This window comes from bacterium (genome assembly GCA_016873475.1).
In the GTDB taxonomy this organism is placed as follows: Bacteria; Krumholzibacteriota; Krumholzibacteriia; order JACNKJ01; family JACNKJ01; genus VGXI01.
Window position 1 is genome coordinate 1 of record VGXI01000047.1, and the last position, 18031, is coordinate 18031.

General features: G+C 72.6%; 17 protein-coding genes and 1 tRNA gene. All 18 read right to left on the bottom strand.

The window, feature by feature from the left end; genetic code table 11:
* A partial coding sequence (locus FJ251_05895; protein MBM4117264.1) for an RNase H occupies positions 1-345 on the bottom strand: 345 nt, incomplete at its 3' end.
* Positions 345-1055 (bottom strand): hypothetical protein, encoded by a 711-nt coding sequence (locus FJ251_05900; GenBank protein ID MBM4117265.1) that lies wholly within the window; start codon positions 1053-1055, stop codon positions 345-347. The genes FJ251_05900 and FJ251_05895, both read right to left, overlap by 1 nt.
* A gap of 28 nt (positions 1056-1083) precedes the next feature.
* A tRNA-Met gene (locus FJ251_05905) sits at positions 1084-1159 on the bottom strand.
* 389 nt (positions 1160-1548) lie between these two features.
* Entirely contained in the window at positions 1549-3480 is a 1932-nt protein-coding gene (gene rpoD, locus FJ251_05910; GenBank protein ID MBM4117266.1) for an RNA polymerase sigma factor RpoD, read from the bottom strand.
* A complete protein-coding gene (locus tag FJ251_05915; GenBank protein MBM4117267.1) occupies positions 3306-5138 on the bottom strand; it encodes a DNA primase in 1833 nt (610 codons plus the stop codon). Before FJ251_05915 ends, rpoD begins: the two co-directional genes overlap by 175 nt.
* On the bottom strand, positions 5128-7572 hold the full coding sequence (locus FJ251_05920; GenBank protein MBM4117268.1) for a hypothetical protein: 2445 nt from the start codon (positions 7570-7572) through the stop codon (positions 5128-5130). The genes FJ251_05915 and FJ251_05920 overlap by 11 nt, the downstream gene beginning before the upstream one ends.
* Positions 7572-8099 carry a CvpA family protein gene (locus FJ251_05925; protein MBM4117269.1) on the bottom strand — a complete coding sequence of 176 codons (528 nt, stop codon included), beginning with the start codon at positions 8097-8099 and terminating at the stop codon, positions 7572-7574. Before FJ251_05925 ends, FJ251_05920 begins: the two co-directional genes overlap by 1 nt.
* A gap of 12 nt (positions 8100-8111) precedes the next feature.
* Positions 8112-8558: a GatB/YqeY domain-containing protein gene (locus FJ251_05930; GenBank protein ID MBM4117270.1), complete on the bottom strand. Its 447-nt coding sequence runs from the start codon at positions 8556-8558 to the stop codon at positions 8112-8114.
* An 89-nt stretch (positions 8559-8647) separates the two neighbouring features.
* Positions 8648-9391: a 16S rRNA (uracil(1498)-N(3))-methyltransferase gene (locus FJ251_05935; GenBank protein ID MBM4117271.1), complete on the bottom strand. Its 744-nt coding sequence runs from the start codon at positions 9389-9391 to the stop codon at positions 8648-8650.
* Positions 9392-9425: 34 nt separating this feature from the next.
* Positions 9426-10547 carry a molecular chaperone DnaJ gene (gene dnaJ, locus FJ251_05940; GenBank protein ID MBM4117272.1) on the bottom strand — a complete coding sequence of 374 codons (1122 nt, stop codon included), beginning with the start codon at positions 10545-10547 and terminating at the stop codon, positions 9426-9428.
* A gap of 7 nt (positions 10548-10554) precedes the next feature.
* On the bottom strand, positions 10555-11151 hold the full coding sequence (locus FJ251_05945; GenBank protein MBM4117273.1) for a nucleotide exchange factor GrpE: 597 nt from the start codon (positions 11149-11151) through the stop codon (positions 10555-10557).
* Between the two features lie 7 nt (positions 11152-11158).
* On the bottom strand, positions 11159-11944 hold the full coding sequence (locus FJ251_05950) for a hypothetical protein (protein ID MBM4117274.1): 786 nt from the start codon (positions 11942-11944) through the stop codon (positions 11159-11161).
* A gap of 55 nt (positions 11945-11999) precedes the next feature.
* Positions 12000-13091, bottom strand: a complete 1092-nt coding sequence (locus FJ251_05955) for a coproporphyrinogen III oxidase family protein (GenBank protein ID MBM4117275.1) — start codon at positions 13089-13091, stop codon at positions 12000-12002.
* Positions 13092-13102: 11 nt separating this feature from the next.
* Entirely contained in the window at positions 13103-13717 is a 615-nt protein-coding gene (gene lepB / locus FJ251_05960) for a signal peptidase I (protein MBM4117276.1), read from the bottom strand.
* Positions 13718-13723: 6 nt separating this feature from the next.
* Complete coding sequence (gene lepA / locus FJ251_05965) at positions 13724-15526, bottom strand: elongation factor 4 (protein MBM4117277.1); 1803 nt, start codon at positions 15524-15526, stop codon at positions 13724-13726.
* Between the two features lie 6 nt (positions 15527-15532).
* Complete coding sequence (locus FJ251_05970; GenBank protein ID MBM4117278.1) at positions 15533-16108, bottom strand: hypothetical protein; 576 nt, start codon at positions 16106-16108, stop codon at positions 15533-15535.
* A gap of 202 nt (positions 16109-16310) precedes the next feature.
* Positions 16311-16700 (bottom strand): reactive intermediate/imine deaminase, encoded by a 390-nt coding sequence (locus FJ251_05975; protein MBM4117279.1) that lies wholly within the window; start codon positions 16698-16700, stop codon positions 16311-16313.
* A 5-nt stretch (positions 16701-16705) separates the two neighbouring features.
* A partial coding sequence (glmS, locus tag FJ251_05980; protein MBM4117280.1) for a glutamine--fructose-6-phosphate transaminase (isomerizing) occupies positions 16706-18031 on the bottom strand: 1326 nt, incomplete at its 5' end.

Below are 18031 nucleotides of genomic sequence, written 5' to 3' on the forward strand. Positions count from 1 at the left end.
GTACTCGGCCTGGTTGTTGGTGAGCACGCCGAGGGATCTGGCCTCGCGGTGCAGTTCGCCCTGCTCCGCATAGAGGACGAAGCCCGCGGCGGCCGGACCGGGGTTGCCGCGGCTGGCGCCGTCCGTGAAGACGAGCAGCCAGCCGCGCGCCGCGCGGGGACTGCCCAACGCCGGCAGTGCCGTGGTCGCCGGGAGCGCGGGCGCCGGTGGCGCCGCGCCGGCCAGCGCCGCTTCCAGGCGCGCGGCCAGGCCGGCGCGCGCCGCCGCGTCGAGACCCAGGCTGCGGCGCTCGCCGCGCAGGTAGCTCAGCAGGGCGTCGAGTTGCGGGTCCGGGCCGGCCGGCATCAGGCCTCTCCTTCCACGCGCAGGACGAGCCGGCCGCAGCCCTGGCAGATCAGCACGCGGCCCTCCTTGCGCAGCTCGACCAGCTCCTGTGGCGGCAGCGCGGCGCCGCAGCCGCCACAGCCGGCCCCGCGCAGGCCGACCAGGCTGCGATGGCCGTGGCTGCCGGACACGCGCCGGTAGAGCCGGGCATCGGCGGCGGGCAGGGCGGCCAGGAGCGCCTCGCGCTCGGCCAGCGACCGATCCCGCTCCGCCCCGCACTCCGCCGCTTCCGCGGCCAGGGCCGCGCGCTCCGCCGCGGCGGCCCGCCCCTGCTCGCCCTCGCGCTCCGCGCGCAGGGCCAACTCCCGCTCGTGGATCTCCTGCGCTTCCAGCTTGACGAGGATGCTGCTCTCCACACCGGCGATGCGCTCGGCGCTGCGCGCGAGCTGGTGCTCGCTCGCGGCGAGGGCCTGCATGTCGGTCACGGCGCGCTGCTGGGCCTGCAGGCGGCTGCGCTCGGCGGCCAGCTGAGCGCTCTCGCGCTCGAGCCGCCGCAGCGCCTCCGCCAGCTCGGCGGCGGCCTGCGCCCGCTCGCGCTGGCGCGCCGCGCGCGCCGCATCATCGGCCGCCAGAGCGCGCTGCGCCGCCGGGATCTCGGCCAGGCGCCGGGCGATGAAGTCCAGGCGGCGGTCGAGGTGGTAGAGCGCCAGGAGCTGCTCGCTGCTTTGCATGCGCACCGCGGGGATAGGGGCGGTCGGCCGGTGGGCCCAGCAGGACTTGAACCTGCGACTGGGCGATTATGAGTCGCCTGCTCTCACCACTGAGCTATGGGCCCGCGGGGCCCAAGTTGGCCGCTGCCGCTCGGGCCCGCCGCGTCCAGGCTAGGGGGAACGGCGCTCGGCGTCAAGCGCCGCGGCCGGGTGAAAAAAGGGCGGCTCCCGGGGAGCCGCCCTTCCCGTCATCGCTCTCATCGTCACGAGGACTGCAGGTCCTCGTTCCTCTCAGCTGCCGAGAGGGACTGCGCTGACCACTACTCCATCGGCTCGTCGCCGAGGTCCTTGACGCGGCACTTCTTGCAGAGCGAGCGCTGGCCGCTGGCGTTCAGGTCGAGGCGCAGGCGGGGGTTGCCGCAGCGCAGGGCGGTGCCCGCCTGCTGGCTCAACTGGTCCCAGGCGATGCTGGCCGCGCCGATCGGCGGTTGCGAGCCCGCGCAACAGGTCCTCGCTAGTAGTTCTCGACGTAGCCCTTGAGCTTCCGCGCGCGGCTCGGGTGCTGGAGCTTGCGGATCGCCTTCGCTTCGATCTGGCGGACGCGCTCGCGGGTGACCTGGAAGATCGTCCCCACCTCCTCCAGCGTGCGCGGCGTGCCGTCGCCCAGGCCGAAGCGCAGGCGGATCACCTTCTCCTCGCGCCGGGTCAAGGTGGACAGCACCTTGGTCAGCTGGTCCTGCAGCATCGAGTGCGCGGCCGAGGAGGCGGGGCTGTCGGCGTGCAGATCCTCGATGAAGTCGCCGAGATTGCTGTCCTCGTCCTCGCCGATGGGCCGGTCCAGGCTGATCGGCTCCATGCTGGCCTTCATGACGCCCTTGACCTTCTCCACCGGGAAGGCGAGGTACTTGGCCACCTCTTCGGGGGTCGGCTCGCGGCCGTACTCCTGGATCAGCTTGCGGCTCGCCCGGCTCACCTTGTTGATCGCCTCGATCATGTGCACCGGCACGCGGATCGTGCGCGCCTGGTCGGCGATGGCGCGCGTGATCGCCTGGCGGATCCACCAGGTGCCGTAGGTGGAGAACTTGTAGCCCTTGCGGTAGTCGAACTTGTCGACGGCGCGCATCAGGCCGCCGTTGCCCTCCTGGATGAGGTCCAAGAACTCGAGGCCGCGGTTCGTGTAGCGCTTGGCGATCGAGATGACCAGGCGCACGTTGGCCTCGATCATCTCCTTCTTCGCCTGCTCGCCGCGGCGCTCGCCCTGCTCGACGCGCGCGAGCAGCGCTTCCAGCTGCTCGCGCGTGACCCCGCGCTCCTTCTCGAGCGTCTTCAGGTTGCGGATGAGCGTGTTCTGCTTGCGGCGCAGGTCCTCGAGCGCCGTCAGGGTCCAGCGGCCCTTGCCGCGGAGCTGGATGTTCTTCCAGCCGCGCTCCTTCATGCGCGCGATGGTCTCGCGCAGCTCCTCGAAGTTCATGCCGAGGAACTTCTCGTAGTGGTGCACCTGCTTGGCCGCGACCTGGAACTCGTCGTGCACGCCGCGCAGGGCGCCGACGAGCTCGTCGACGCGCTTGGGCTGCAGGTTCAGCCCGTGCAGCAGCTCCAGCCAGGCCTCGCGCCGGCTCTGGAGCGCCTTCTGGGCGGCCACCTTCTTGCGCTCGGTGTCGGCGCGGGAGAGCTTCTCCTCGCAGGCGGCGATCTCCTCGCTCAGCTTGCGCAAGCGCCGCAGGGTGCGCACGGCGGTGGACTTGTCGCGCTTCTGGGGCGTGTGGTGCTCCTGGTAGCCGCCGGTGTCGACCTGGATCAGCTCCTCGACGCTCAGCGTGCCGCTCGTCAGCTCCTCGATCCAGCGGTCGACGTGGGCATCGGAGAAGGGGGAGCAGAAGAGGGCCTCGAGCACCTGGTGCTTGCCGGCCTCGATGCGCTTGGCGATGGCGATCTCGCCCTCGCGGTCCAGGAGCGGCACCTTGCCCATCTCGCGCAGGTACATGCGGACGGGGTCGTCGTAGCGCATGCTCTGGGCGGCGGCCTGGCTCATCTTTTCGTTGAGCTTCTTGGCCCGCGCCTCCTGGGCGCGCAGCTTGGTCTTGGCCTCCTCTTCGCTGTCGAAGACCTCGATGCCCAGCTCGGCGAGGCGCGAGTAGACGACGTCCACCGCATCGATGTCGAAGTCCTCGGAGAACTGCTCGTAGATGTCGTCGTGCAGGAGGTAGTTCTTCTTGCCGACGAGCTTCTTGAGGGCGACGACGATGCGGCTGGTCTTGGACTTGCTCACGTTCAGGACCCCTTCTGTGCTTCGAGGATGCGATCGATCTCGGCCCGCAGGCCGCGGATGGCCTCGCCCACATGCCGCCACTCCGCGAGAAGATCGGCCGAGACCTCCTCGCCCGCAAGTTCCATCGCCTGGACCCGACCCTGGAAATCGCGGTTCAGGTCGAGCATCCGCTTCAATTTAACGCGCAGGGCGCTCTGGCGCACCCAATCGCCCGCGCTGCCGGCCGGCAGGCGCAGGAAGGTCAGCTCGCTGACCGCCCGCGCCGCCGCCGGATCGGGAAAGAGTTCACCCAGTTCCCGGCTGTCCGGGACCCGGCCGAGGGCGGCGAGCACGGAGAAGAGGCGCGCCCGCAGCGGGTCGCCGAAGTCCTCCGGCCGCAGCAGCCGGAAGACCGTCTCCCGCTCGGTCCCCGGCCCCAGCAGGACCGCCAGCATCAGCTTCTCCCGCTGCTCCTGCTCCGAGGCCGGCAGCTCGCCGCCCGCTTCTGCGGCCGCTGCCGGGCCGGCCGGCCGCCGGGGCGCGGCGCGCCCCTCGCCGCGGCGCGTGGCCTGGAGCGTGCGCAGGAGCACGCTCCGCTCGACGGCGAAGGTCTGGGCCAGCTCCTCGAGCAGGCTCTCCAGGTGCAGATCCCCCTCCGGGAATGCGGTCAGGTCCTCGAGGATGCGGCGCACGGCGCGCTCGCGCTCGGCCGGCCGGTCCCCGCGCGCCTTGACCAGGCCGCGCAGGAAGGCGAAGTAGTCGGGCGCGCCGCGCAGCCGCTCGCGGAAGGCCTCGCCGCCCTCGGCCCGGACCAGGCTGTCCGGATCCTCCCCGCGCGGCAGGGCGAGCACGCTGGGGCGAAGCCCCACGGTGAGCAGGACGCCCGCCGCGCGCACGGCCGCCTTGCCGCCCGCCGCGTCGCCGTCGGTGACGACGCAGACGCGCTCCGTGTAGCGCCCGAGCAGCTTCGCCTGGTCGCTGCTGAAGGCCGTGCCGCAGGCGGCCACCGCGAGCGGGATGCCGGCCAGGTGCAGGCTGATGACGTCGAAGTAGCCCTCGACGAGCAGCCCCAGCTTCGCGCGCCGGATCTCGCGCCAGGCCCGGTCGAGCCCGTAGAGGATCGCCTTCTTCGTGTAGACCGGGCTGTCGGCCGAGTTGACGTACTTGGGCAGGCTGTCGTCCATGACCCGAGCGCCGAAGCCGAGCACGCGGCCGGCCACCGAGCGCACGGGGAACATCACACGGTTGCGAAAGGCGTCGTAGTAGCCCGGCCCCGAGGCCTTGTGGCGGATCAGGCCCAGCTCCTCGCAGCGCTCGGGCGGGAAGCCGAGCCGCGCGAGCTGCTGGTGCAGGTCGCGCCAGGACTGGCCCGCGTAGCCCAGCCCCCAGTCGGCCCAGGCGCCTTCGCCCACCCCCCGCCGCCGCAGGTAGTCGCGGGCGCGTTCGGCGGCGGGCGCCTCGCGGAGCTGGCGGGCGTAGAAGTCGGCGCTGGCCGCGTTGATGCGCTGGTAGAGCTCGCTCCGGCTGCGCTCGCCACCGCCGCCGCCGGCGGTCTCGATGGGAATCCCCGCCCGCCGCGCCAGGTGCTCGAGCGCCTCGCGGAAGGCGAGCCCCTCCTGCTCCATGACGAAGCTGAAGACGTCGCCCCCCTTCGCGCAGCCGAAGCAGTAGAAGTTCTGCCGTTCCTGGTTGACGTTGAAGCTGGGGCTGTTCTCGTGATGGAAGGGACAGAGCCCCTGCCAGTTGCTGCCCACACGGCGCAGCTTCACGTACTGGCCGATCAGCTCGACGATGTCCGTCGCCGAGCGGACGCGCTCCTTGAAGTCGCCCCGCTCCTGCCCGCCCCTAGTCGTCATGCCGAGGGCCTCCCGGCGCCGCCTCGCCGTCGCCGGCCAGGCGCACGACCGTCACGCCGCTGCCGCCGCGGTTCTGGTCGGCGAGCGTGAAGCGGGCGACGCGCGGATCGCGGCTCAGCCGCCGGCGCACCTCCTCGCGGAGGACGCCCTCCCCCTTGCCGTGCAGGATCTCCACCAGGTGGAAGCCCGCCAGCAGCGCGCCGTCGAGGAAGCTGTCGAGCGCCTCGCTCGCCTCCTCGGCACGCATCCCCCGCAGGTCGAGGCGATAGGACTCCGGGCCAGCCGCCTCGTAGCTGACGCCGGCGAAGCGCTCCCGCGCCGACACCGGCTCCGGCGCCCCGGCGCCGGCCGGCAGTGGGCTCAACTCCGCGATGGGCAGCACGATGGACAGGCCCCGTAGCGAGACGCGCAGGCGCCCGTTGCCCGCCGCCTCGAGGATCTCCGCCGTCTGACCGCTGGCCCGCACGCGCACGCGATCGCCCGCCCGCCAGTGGACGAGCGGCGGCAGCGGCTCCGCTGCCGCCGCCGGCGGCGCCGGCAGCGCGTCCGCCAGGCGCGCGAGCAGCGCGCGGCCCTCGCGGATGCTCTCGCGGTCCGCCTCCCGCTCGCGCAAGGCCTTCACGGCCTGCTCGAAATCGCGGCGCGCCTGGGCGAGGAACCGCTCGGCTTCGGCGCGCGCAGCGGCGAGGATCGCGCGCTCCTCGCCGCGCACGTGCGCCAGGCGCTCGCCGTACTCGGCGGCGAGGCGCTGCTCCTCGGCGCGCAGGCGCTCGGCCTCGCTGCGGGCCGTGGCCGCGGCCTGCGTCTCGCGCTCGAGGCGCTCGAGCAGGGCTTCCAGGGACATCGCCTCGGCGCCCAGCAGGCGCTCCGCCTCGGCGAGCACGCCGGGGTCCATGCCGAGCCGGCGCGCCGTCGCGAGCGCGCGGCTCGCGCCCGGCACGCCCAGGCTCAGCGTGAACAGCGGCCGGCGCTGGACGGCGTCGAAGTCCATCGCGCCGTTGACGGCGCCGGCAGTCGCCTGGGCGAAGCCCTTGAGCACGCCGAAGTGCGTGGTGACCACCGCGCGGGCGCCGCGGGCGATCCAGTGGCCCATGAGGGCCTGGGCGAGGGCGGCGCCCTCCTCGGGGTCGGTGCCGTCGCCGATCTCGTCGACGAGGATCAGGGCACCAGGATCGGCGCCGGCCGCCATCTCGCCCAGGCGCGCCAGGTGCGCGCTGAAGGTGGAGTGCGAATCGCGCAGGGATTGCTCGTCGCCGATGTCGGCGAAGAGACCGGTGAAGAGCGGCAGGCGGCTGCCCTCGGCGACGGGCAGCGGGAGCCCGCACTGGTTCATCAGGACGAGCAGGCCGAGGGTCTTCAGCAGCACCGTCTTGCCGCCGGTGTTCGGGCCGGTGACGAGCAGCAGGCGCTGCGCGGCGCCGAGGTCCAATGCCAGCGGCACGGGCGGGGCGCCCGCGGGCAGGTAGCGCGCGAGGAGCGGGTGCGCGGCGCCGCGCAGGACCAGGCGATCCTCCGTTGGCGGCGACCATTCCGCCCACTGCCAACCGCGCTCGCGGGCGAGCTGCGCGGCGGCCAGCGGCAGCTCGAGGCGGTGGTAGGCGTCCAGGCAGGCGCGGATGGGCTCCACCCAGGCGCCGACCCGCGCGGTGAGGGCCTTGAGCACCCGGGCGCACTCGCGCGCCTCGGCGGCGAGCAGGGCGCTGATCGCGTTGTTCAGTTCGACGGTCTCGAGCGGCTCGACGAAGAGCGTCTTGCCGCTCGCCGAGCTGTCGTGGACGATGCCCGGCAGCTGGCTCTTCTGCTCGCGGCGCACGGGCAGGACCAGGCGGCCCCCGCGCAGGCGGGGACGCAGGTCGCGCTCGCCCTCGGCGAGGCGCTCCTTGATGAGGGCATCGAGCCGGCTGCGCACCCGCGTTTCGCTGCCCTGGATCGCCGCGCGCAGGCGCGCCAGCTCCGGGCTGGCGCCGTCGCGCACGCGGCCGGCTTCGTCGATCGCGCGCTCGATCTCGCCGGCGAGGCCGCGCAGGTCGGGCGGATTGCCCCAGTCGGCGAGGAGTTGCGGCGCGCGCGCCCGCTCGACGGCGAGAAAGTCCCCGAGGCGCACCAGGGCCTGCAGGCAGCGCGCGAGGTCCCGGAGCAGCTCGCCGGGCAGCTGCGCGCCCGGGGTGCGCGCGCGGGCGATCGCCTCGCCGAGATCGGCGAGGCCCGCCAGCTCGGGCTCGCGGCCCTCCTCGAGCAGGCGCAGCCAGGCCGCCACGCGCTGGCGCCGGGCCTCGATCGCCTCGCGGTCGGCCAGGGGCGTGAGGGCCCGCAGCGCCTCGGCGCTGCGGGCGAAACGAGTGCGCGCGGCGAGCTCCTCGAGCAGCTCGGGGAACTCGAGGCGCCGGGCGACCTCGCCGCCGGCCAGGGCGGGCGTGCTGCCGAGCCAGGGCATCAGACCGCGCCCGGCGGAAGGAGAGCGGGCCCACCCAGGCGCTCGAGGCCGCCGAAGAGCGTGGGCGTCAGCGCGGCGATGCCGCGCAGGAAGCGGCCCTCCCAGCCCGTGGCGCCGGCGATGAGCGGGGAGGCGAGGCCGACCTGCTCGAGCAGGCCGAGCAGCACGCCGGCGACGATGAGCCCGATGCCCACGCCGAAGAGGGCGCCGCCGGCTCGGTCCAGCCAGACGAGGGGCGTCCAGCGCAGGCTGAGGGCGAGCAGCCAGCCGACGAGCGAGAAGGCGGACGCGATCGCCACGAAACAGAGGAGGACGAGCAGCAGCCGCCCACCGAGGAAATCGAAGGCGGAGGACAGGTGCGGCCCCAGGCTGGCCGCCAGGGGCCGCGCGAGGACCACACCCGCGACCAGGCCGGCGAGCTTGAAGGCGCTGCGCAGCAGTCCGCCGCGCAGGCCATGGAAGAGGCCGAGCAGGATGGCGGCGGCCAGTGCCGCCACCAGGAGGTGGATGTGCAGGGCGTTGGCCATCGGCGGGCCGGCCTAGCTCGCCAGCCGCGTCTTGACCAGCGCGCTCACGGCGGCGCCGTCGGCGCGCCCTGCAGCCCGCTGGAGGACCTCCTTCATGACCCGCCCCATGTCCTTCATGCCGCTCGCGCCCAACTCGGTGATCACCGCCCCCACCAGCTCGCCGAGGGCCTCCGGGGCGAGCGCACTGGGCAGGTAGCCCTGGGTGATCTCGGCCTCGGCCAGCTCCTTGTCGACGAGATCCTGGCGGCCGCCCTTGGCGTACTCGGCGGCGGCGTCGCGGCGCTTGCGCGCATAGCGGGAGAGCACCTCGAGTTCCTCGCGAGCGTCCGGCGCGCGGCCCAGCTCGATGCGCTCGTTGGTCAGCTCTCCCCGCAGCATGCGGATGACGCTCACGCGCTGCTTGTCCCCGCTCTTGAGGGCGGTCTTCAGATCCGCGTCCAATCGCTCTTGCAGGCTCATCGTCCTCCTGCCGCCAGGGGGCGTCAGCCAGGGTGAGAAGAGGCGAAAAGTAAAAAACTTAGCCAGTATAGATGCGCATTCGGCAACTGTCAACGCGGCCAGCCCGCCTGGGCGGGGACCGGCAGCAGCAGGCGACAGGCGAGCGCGAGCGCGGCCGTCTCGGCGCGCAGTCGCCAGGGGCCGAGGTCCAGTGCCGCCTCGGCGACGGCGCCGAGAGCCTCGCGCTCCTCGGCCGCGAAGCCGCCCTCGGGCCCGATCCAGGCGAGCAGGGGCCGCGCATCGGCCGCCGGGAGCGGCCCGTCGCCCTGCCCAGCGCGCCGCTCGTCGGCCCAGCACTGGCGCCAGCCGCGCTCGCGCGCATCGGCAAGCAGGTCGGCGAAGGGTTGCGGCCCGCCGAGGCTGGGCAGCAGGAGGCGGCGGCTCTGCATGAAGGCCGCCCGCAGGATCTCGGCGTAGCGCTCCGGGCGGGTTTCGCGCTGCACGACGCCGTGGCGGCCGAGGTAGAGCGCGAAGCCGGCAACGCCCAGCTCGGTGCCCTTCTCGAGCACCCAGTCGAGGCGGCGGCCCTTGAGCAGGGGCAGCGCGAGGTGCAGCTCGGGCTGCGCGGGCGGGAGCGGCGTTTCGCGAGGCCCGTGGACGAGCTCGGCAGCCGCCCTCGTCACGCGCTCCAGGCGCGCCGCGGCCAGGCCGCCGCGGCCGTCGCGCAGCTCGACGGCGTCGCCCGCGCGCAGGCGCAGCACGTAACAGAGGTAGTGCTGGGCCGCGCCCTCGAGGCGAAGCGCGCCCGCGCCGGGCGCGAGGGCGGGCCAGAGCAGGACCGGCGCCTCCTTCATCGCTCCTCCTCTCGGTCGGGCGCTGCGGACGCGGCTAGGCGGGGCGCCGCGGGCCGGGCAGCTTCCCGGCCTGCAGCCGCTCGAGCTCCTCGATCAGCTTCTGCTCCTCGCGGCCCAGACGGCCCGGCGTCCAGCAGACGAGCCGCACGATGAGGTCGCCGCGCCGCCGCGCGTTGAGCTGGGGCAGTCCCTTGTCGCGCAGGCGAAAGAGCTGATGGCTCTGCGTGCCCGGCGGCACGCTGAGCTTGGCCGCGCCCTCGAGCGTGGGCACCTCGACCTTGCCGCCCTGCGCGAGCGTCGCGTAGCTCACGGGCAGTTCGAGGAAGAGGTCCTGGCGCGCGCGCTGGAAGAGGGCGTGCTCCTCCACCTCGATCAGCACGATGACGTCCCCCGCCGGCCCGCCGCGCAGGCCGGCCTCGCCCTTGCCGCGCAGGGGAATGTAGTCGCCCGTCGAAACGCCGGGCGGGATCGCCACCGTGAGCGTCTCGCCGCCGGCCACGCGCCCCTCGCCCTGGCACTCGCCGCAGGGGTCGCCGATCAGCGCGCCTTCGCCGCGGCAGCGCGGACAGGGGCTGACGCTGACGAACTGACCGAGGATGGAGCGCTGCACGCGCCGGATCTCGCCGCTGCCCTGGCACTCGCCGCAGCGCTGGGCGCGCGAGCCGGGGCGCTGGCCACTGCCGCCGCAGGTTGCGCAGCTCTGCTTCTTCTTGATGCGGATCTGCTTGTCGGCCCCCTGGGCGACCTCCTCGAGCGAGAGCCGCACGCGCACGCGCAGGTCGCGGCCGCCGCGATCGGGTCCGCTCGCCTGGCGGGGACCACCGCCGAAGAAGGACTCGAAGCCGAAGTCGCGCATGAAGGAGCGCAGGGCCTCTTCGAGGTCGATGCCCTGGCCACCGCCGAAGGGGCCCGCGCCGCCGAAACCCTGCCCCGAAACGCCGGCGTGCCCGAATTGATCGTAGGCCTGGCGCTTCTGGGGGTCCTTGAGGACCTCGTAGGCCTCGGTCGCCTCCTTGAACTTCTCCTCGGCGCTCTTGTCGTTCGGGTTGCGGTCGGGGTGGTACTGCATGGCCAGCTTGCGGTAGGCCTTGCGGATGGCCGCCTCGTCCGCGCTGCGCTCCAGACCGAGCACCTCGTAGTAGTCGCGCTGGGCCATCGCTCTCCTAGCCGGCCACGGCGACCTTGGCCGGGCGGATCACGCGCTCGCCGAGCCGATAGCCGCGCTGCAGCTCCTGGATCACCGTGCCCTTCTCGGCCTCGGTGGCGGGCAACTGGACCAGGGCCTCGTGGAGGCGCGGATCGAAGCGCTCGCCGAGGGCGGCGATGGGCTCCAGGCCGAAGGCGGCGAGCAGCGCCTCGAGGCGCTGGGCGATGAGGCGCAGGCCCTCTGCGTGGGCCGCCGCTTCGGCTTCGAGGAGCCCGAGGGCGCGCTCGAGGTCGTCGGCGAGAGGCAGCAGGGCGCCGACCAGCTCGCCCTGCAGGCGCAGGCGTTCGCGCTCCTGGTCCCGCTCCATGCGCTTCACCTGATTCTCGCGCTCGGCCAGCAGGCGAAGCAGGCGGTCCTGCTCGCCGCTCAGGGCGGCGAGGCGCTCCGTGAGAGCGAGGACCTCGACCGCCGGGGCCGCGACCGCCGCCTCGGGCGCCGGCTCGGCCGGGGTCTCGGGCGCGCCCGCGGCGTCGCGCCGCTCGGCGGCCTTCGCCGCCTCGGCGCTGCCGGCGGCTGCCTCGGGCGGGGTCTCGCGCTGGCGCTTGCCGCTCATGGTCAGGTCAGCTCCAGGCTTCGCGGCCGCGGTCGTGCAGCAGGGCCACCAGGGCCTCCATGCTGCCCAGGACCAGGGGATACTCCATGCGCACGGGCCCGAGCAGGCCCATGATCGCGCTCTCGTCGGAGCGCTGGATGCAGGCGCCGACCAGGCTGAACTGGCCCAGCTCGCTCAGCGTGTTCTCGCTGCCGATGCGCACCTGCACCTGGCCCGGCGGGTCGGTGAGCGCGCGCAGGGACTCGCCTACCGACGTCGCGTCGTCGAGCAGGTGGACGAGCACGCGCAGCCGGCGCGGGTCCTCGAACTCCGGCAGGCCGAGCAGCTCCTCGACCCCGGTGAGCCGGGGCCGGCCCTGGGCGTCGGCGCGGCGGGCTTCGGGCGGCGAGACGATCAGCAGCGAGATCCCCAGCGCGTGGCTAAGGCGGCTGATCAGCCGCGCCGCCCGCTCGAGCTGCTGGGCCAGGCTGTCGGCCTGCGGCCCCAGGGCGCTGGCCAGCTGCGGCTGCCAGTCGCGGCCGCGCGGGGCGGGGCGTACCACGCGCTCGACGTAGACCCGGTAGCCCAGGTCCGTGGGGATGCGCCCCGCCGCTCGGTGCGGCTGGACCAGCCAGCCCAGCTCGTCCAGCTCGGTGAAGACGTTGCGCACGGTGGCCGAGGACCAGCTGTGCTCCAGAGCGCGGGAGACCGCTGCCGAGCTGACAGGCTCGGCCCGCTCCGTGTACAGGCGGATCACCGCGTCGAGGATGCGGAGCTGGCGGTCCTGGGGGACGTCGTAATACCTGAAGTCCATAGAAATCAACCTGTTCTGATGATCGGCCAGAATCTAGGCCAGGGGGCGGGGGCTGTCAAGAGGCCAGGGCGGCGAGGATCCCGTCCAGGCGCAGCCAGCCCGGAGGCGTGAGCTGCCAGCGGCCGGCGGCGCGGCGGGCCCAGCCCTGGGCTTCGCAGCGGACGAGGAAATCCGCGTGGCCGGCGAGCAGGGGTTCGTCCAGGGGCAGTCCTTCGCGCGTGCGCAGACCGAGCAGCAGGCGCTCGAGGGCGAGCGCCTGGGCGTCCGGGGGGTCTTCCTCGCTGGGGGCGGGCGCGCCGGCGAGCAGCGCGGCCTGCCAGGCAGCCAGGTCCGGGAGCCAGGACCAGCGGCGACCGCCCAGGCGGGAGTGCGCCCCCGGCCCGAGCCCCAGGAACTCTCCGCCCCGCCAGATGGCGAGGTTGTGCCGGCACTCGCCGCCCGCGAGGCACCAGTTGGAGACCTCGTAGGCCGCGTAGCCGGCCTCCGCAAGACGCGCGTGGGCTTCCAGGTAGCGGTCGGCGCGGAAGTCCTCGCCGGGATCGAGGCCGGGCTCGCTGCGGAAGCGCCGCGCGAGGGATGCTTCCGCATCGAGCTCGAGGCAGTAGAGCGAGAGGTGCTCGGGCCGGCGCGCGAGCACGGCCGCGAGGCTGGCGGCGAAGCTGGCCGGCGTCTGCAGCGGCAGGCCGAGCAGGAGATCCACGGAGACGCGCAGGCCCGAGGCGACGAGCGCATCGAGGGCGGCCAGACCGCGCGCGGCGTCGTGGCGGCGGCCGACCGCGGCGAGCTCGGCGTCGGCCGTCGACTGCAGGCCGAGGCTGACGCGGGTCACGCCCCCCGCGGTGAGCCGCGCGAGGAGGGCGGTGTCGACGTCCTCGGGATTGCACTCGACACTGAACTCGCCGCCCGGCGCGAGGCGCGGAGCGAGGAAGCCCAGCAGGCGCTCCAGGGCGGCGGGCGCCAGCCAGCTCGGCGTGCCCCCACCCAGGTAGATGCTCGCCGCCGCACCACCCAGCAGCGGCGCCTCGCGCGCGAGCTGCGCGAGCAGGGCGGCCAGGTAGCGCTCCTGGTCGCCGGCCGCGAGCGTGTAGAAGCCGCAGTAGCTGCAGCGGCTCGCGCAGAAGGGCACGTGGACGTAGAGCCCGCGCATCTGGCAGGGCCTCAATGAATGAGGTCGCCGAGGCGGCTCAGGCGCGGCAGCTTCTTCTCCTTGTCCCAGGACCAGTAGATGAAGATGGCCTTGCCGCGCACGGCCTTGCGCCAGTCGACCGGCCCCAGCACGCGGCTATCGCGGCTGTTGTCGCGGTTGTCCCCCATCATGAAGATCTTGCCCTCGGGCACCCGGTAGGGGCCGAAGTTGCGGGCGGCGCCGCCCTGCCCGCTGTGGAGGAACTTCGTGTAGCCCTCGTCCTGGCGCCGGCCGTCGAGGGTGATCTCGCCGTTGCGCACCTCGAGCGTCTGGCCGCCGACGGCGACGCAGCGCTTGATGTAGTCGTCCTTCTCGCCGGGGAACCGGAAGACGATGATGTCGCCGGGGCGCGGCTCGCGCAGGCCGGGCAGGCGGATGTCCGTGAAGGGAATCTGCGGGCCGTAGAGGAACTTGTTCACGAAGAGGAAGTCGCCGACGAGCAGGGTGTCCTCCATGCTGCCGCTCGGGATGCGGAAGGCCTGGATCAGGAAGCTCCGCGCGAGGAAGGCCATCACCACCGCCCAGACGACGACGTCGACGGTCTCCTTCAGGGCCGACTTCTTCTTGCCCGCAGCCTGCTTGGCCATGCCTGCCTACCTTTCCATCTTGAGCACCGCCAGGAAGGCTTCCTGGGGGATCTCGACGTTGCCCACCTGCTTCATCCGGCGCTTGCCTTCCTTCTGCTTCTCGAGCAGCTTGCGCTTGCGCGTGATGTCGCCGCCGTAGCACTTAGCCGTCACGTTCTTGCGCAGGGCGCTGATGTTCGTGCGGGCGATGATGCGCCCGCCGATCGCCGCCTGCAGCGCGACCTGGAAGAGCTGGCGCGGGATCTCGGTCTTGAGCTTCTCGATCAGGAGCCGGCCCCAGGCCTCGGCCTTGTCGCGGTGGACGATGCTCGAGAGCGCGTCGACCGCTTCGCCGTTGACGAGCACGCTCAGCTTGACGAGCTCGCTCGCCTCGTGGCCGGCGTACTCGTAGTCGAAGCTGGCGTGGCCGCGGGTGCCGTTCTTGAGGCGGTCGTAGAAGTCCACTACCACCTCGGCCAGCGGCAGGCGGAAGTGCAGCTCGACGCGCTTGTCGTCGAGGTAGCTCATCCCCTCCTGGATGCCGCGGCGTTCGATGCACAGCCGCATCACCGCGCCCACGTACTCCGAGGGCGTGTAGATGGTCCCGCGCACGACGGGCTCGCTCACGCTGACCAGCGCGTTCGGGTCCGGCATCTGCGCCGGATTGGCGACGATCACCTGGCTGCCGTCTTTCAGCTCGGCGTGGAACTCGACGTTCGGCAGCGTCGCGATCAGGGTGAGAGCGAATTCGCGCTCGAGGCGCTCCTGCACGATCTCCATGTGCAGCAGGCCGAGGAAGCCGCAGCGGAAGCCGAAGCCGAGGGCGCTGCTCGTCTCGGGCTCGAAGCTGATCGCCGAGTCGTTGAGCTGCAGCTTGAGCAGGGCCTCGCGCAAGCCCTCGTAGTCCTCGGTCTGCGCCGGGTAGAGGCCGCTGAAGACCATCGGCTTCGCCGGCCGGTAGCCGGGCAGGGGCGCCAGGGGCGGCGTCTGCGCGGCGGCCAGCGTGTCGCCGACCTGCACGAAGCGCACCTCCTTGGCGCCGGTGATGACGTAGCCCACCTCGCCGCAGTCCAGGCGCGCCGTCGGGCGGCGGCCGAGGACGAACTGGCCGACCTCCTGCACGTCGTATTCGCGCTCCGTGCTCAGGAAGCGCACGCGGTCGCCGCGAGCGAAGCCGCCGTCCTTCACGCGCACGGTGGCGATGGCGCCCAGGTAGCTGTCGTAGCTGGAATCGAAGATGAGCGCCCGCGCCGGCGCGGCGCGCCGGTCCGGCGGCGGCGGCAGATCGCGGGCGATGGCCGCCAGCAGTTCGGGCACGCCCAGGCCCGTCTTCGCACTGACGAGTAGCACCGACTCGGGCGCGACGCCGAGAATGCGCACCAGCTCGGCGCGCACCTCCTCCGTGCGGGCGGCCGGCAGGTCGATCTTGTTCAGCACGGGCAGCAGCGCGAGCTCGTTCTCCATCGCCAGATAGAGGTTGGCGAGCGTCTGCGCCTCGACCCCCTGCGCCGCATCGACGACGAGGATCGCGCCCTCGCAGGCGGCGAGGCTGCGGCTCACCTCGTAGCTGAAGTCCACGTGCCCGGGGGTGTCGATGAGGTTGTAGAGGTACTCCTCGCCGTCGGCGTCCCGGTAGCGCATCGCGATCGGATGGCTCTTGATCGTGATGCCCCGCTCGCGCTCGAGGTCCATGTTGTCCAGAACCTGGTCCTGCATCTGCCGCGCGCCCAGCGTGCCGGTCAGCTCGAGCAGGCGGTCGGCGAGCGTCGACTTGCCGTGGTCGATGTGCGCGATGATGCAGAAGTTGCGGATGCGCTCGCGATTGGACATGGCCGCCTAGAAGGAGACCCGCAGCTGGAGGCCGACGCCCTGGGCGCCGAGGTCCAGGCTGGGCAGGACGGCGGCGCGCCGGCCGCGGATGTCGTCGGTCTCGAAGCCGTGCAGATTGGCGAAAACGTAGGCGTCGAGGACGCTCGCCAGCACGAGAGCGCCGGTGTACCAGACGTAGTCGGTCTGCCGCTTCTCGTGCGCGTGGAAGCGCTCGCGCAGGGCCGCGGAGTCGAGCCCGCGCCAGGTCTCGCCCTCGCCGAGCGCGGCCGCCCGGCGCTTGTAGAGGTCGGCGCGCTGCCCCTCGCGCAGGATCACCGAGAGGTAGTAGGCCTCCCAGCCGAAGACGACCAGGGAGCGCCAGCCTTCGTCGTTGTAGAGCTGGCCGAGGCCGGGAAAGACGAGGCTGGCCGACATCGCCAGACGCGCGTTGCGACTCGCCGGCGGCGCCGCCGCGAGGCGCTCCGCGCGCAGCTGCGCGACGCCGCTGTCCGGCGGCGCGGCCTCGGGGCTCTGGGCTGCCGCCGCGAGCGGCAGGGCGGACAGCAGGAGGCCGGCGAGCAGGGCGGACAGAAGCGGGCGCATGCGACCTCGGCGGGAGAGATGGCGGGAATGCGTGGGAATCGAACCCACCCCGGATGGGATTAGCACCCGGCAGAAGGATTTGAAGTCCTCGGGGCCCACCAGGACCCATCCACTCCCGAAAGCCGCGCCAGTGTAGTGGGCGCTGGGCGCGCCGTCCAGTGCGCATCGCGGCCGGGGGAGAACGGACGCGCCGGGCCGCGGGCTAACCCGGCAGGCGCGCCACGAGTTCCACTTCCACGCGGGCGCCCAGGGGCAGGCCGGCCACGGCGACGGTCGAGCGCGCCGGCGGCGCCACCCCCGCGAAGTACTCGGCGTAGACCGCGTTGAAGGCGGCGAAGTCGGCCATGTCGGCGAGGAAGCAGGTCGTCTTCACGACGTCGCCGAAGCCGGCGCCCGCGGCGGCCAAGATCGCGGCCAGGTTCTTCATCACCTGGTGGGTCTGGGCCCCGATATCCCCGGGGACGAGCTTGCCGGTCGCGGGATCGAGCGGTACCTGGCCAGCGCTGTAGAGGAAGTCGCCGCTCTGTACGGCCTGGCTGTAGGGGCCGACGGCCGCCGGAGCTGCCCCCGTCTGGACGATCTTGCGCAGCATTCCCCTCACTCCACGGTGACGCTCTTGGCCAGGTTGCGCGGCTGGTCCACGTTGCAGCCGCGCAGGATGGCGATGTGATAGGCGAGCAGCTGCAGCGGAATCACCGTCAGCAGCGGCGAGAGGTACTCGACCGTCTCCGGGATCGCGATCACGTGCTCGGCGAGGCTGGCCGCCGCCGCGTCGCCCTGGTTGACGACGGCGATGATCTTGCCCTTGCGCGCCCGCACCTCTTCCATGTTGCCGAGGATCTTCTCGTTGTTCCCGCGCGGACTGACGAAGACGACCGGCATGTTGGCGTCGATGAGCGCGATCGGGCCGTGCTTCATCTCGGCCGCCGGGTAGCCCTCGGCGTGCACGTAGCTGATCTCCTTCAGCTTGAGGGCGCCCTCGAGCGCGACCGGGAAGTTGATCCCGCGGCCGAGGTAGAGGAAGTTGTTCGCCCCCGCGTAGATCTCGGCGATCTCGCGGATCTTGGCGTCCATCGTCAGGATTCCCTCGACCTTCTCGGGGATCGCCTGCAGCTCGCGCACGAGTTCCTGTCCCTGGTCCTTGGACAGGTTGCGCATGCGCCCGAGCAGGAGGGCGATGATCGCGAACACCGTCACCTGGCTCGTGAAGGCCTTGGTCGAGGCGACGCCGATCTCCGGCCCGGCGTGGATGTAGACGCCGCCGTCGCTCTCGCGCGCGATCGTGCTGCCGACCACGTTGACGAGGCCGAGGGCCTTGGCGCCCTTGGTGCGGGCTTCGCGCATCGCCGCGAGGGTGTCCACCGTCTCGCCGGACTGGCTGATCGCCCAGGCGACGTTGTGCTCGCCGATGATCGGGTTGCGGTAGCGGAACTCCGAGGCGTACTCGACCTCGACCGGGATGCGCGCGAGCCGCTCGATCATGTACTCGCCGATGAGGGCGGCATGCCAGCTCGTCCCGCAGGCGAGGAAGATGATGCGGTCGGCCGCGCGCAGCTCGTCCAGGTTGTGGATCAGCCCGCCGAGCTTGGCCTTGCCCTCGTCCTGGATCAGGCGACCGCGGAAGGAATTGCGGATCGTCGTCGGCTGCTCGGTGATCTCCTTGAGCATGAAGTGCTCGTAGCCGCCCTTCTCGATGCTCTCGAGATCCCAGGTCACCTCCTGCACGCTCTTCTCGACCATCTCGTTGCGGATGGTCTTCGTGTGGAACTGGCCCTCGTCGATCACCACCATCTCGTGGTCGTCGAGGTAGATGACCTGCCGCGTGTGGGCGAGGATGGCGGCGACGTCGCTGGCGAGGAAGAACTCGTTGTCGCCGATGCCGACGACCATCGGACTGCCGTTGCGGGCGCCGACCAGCTTTTT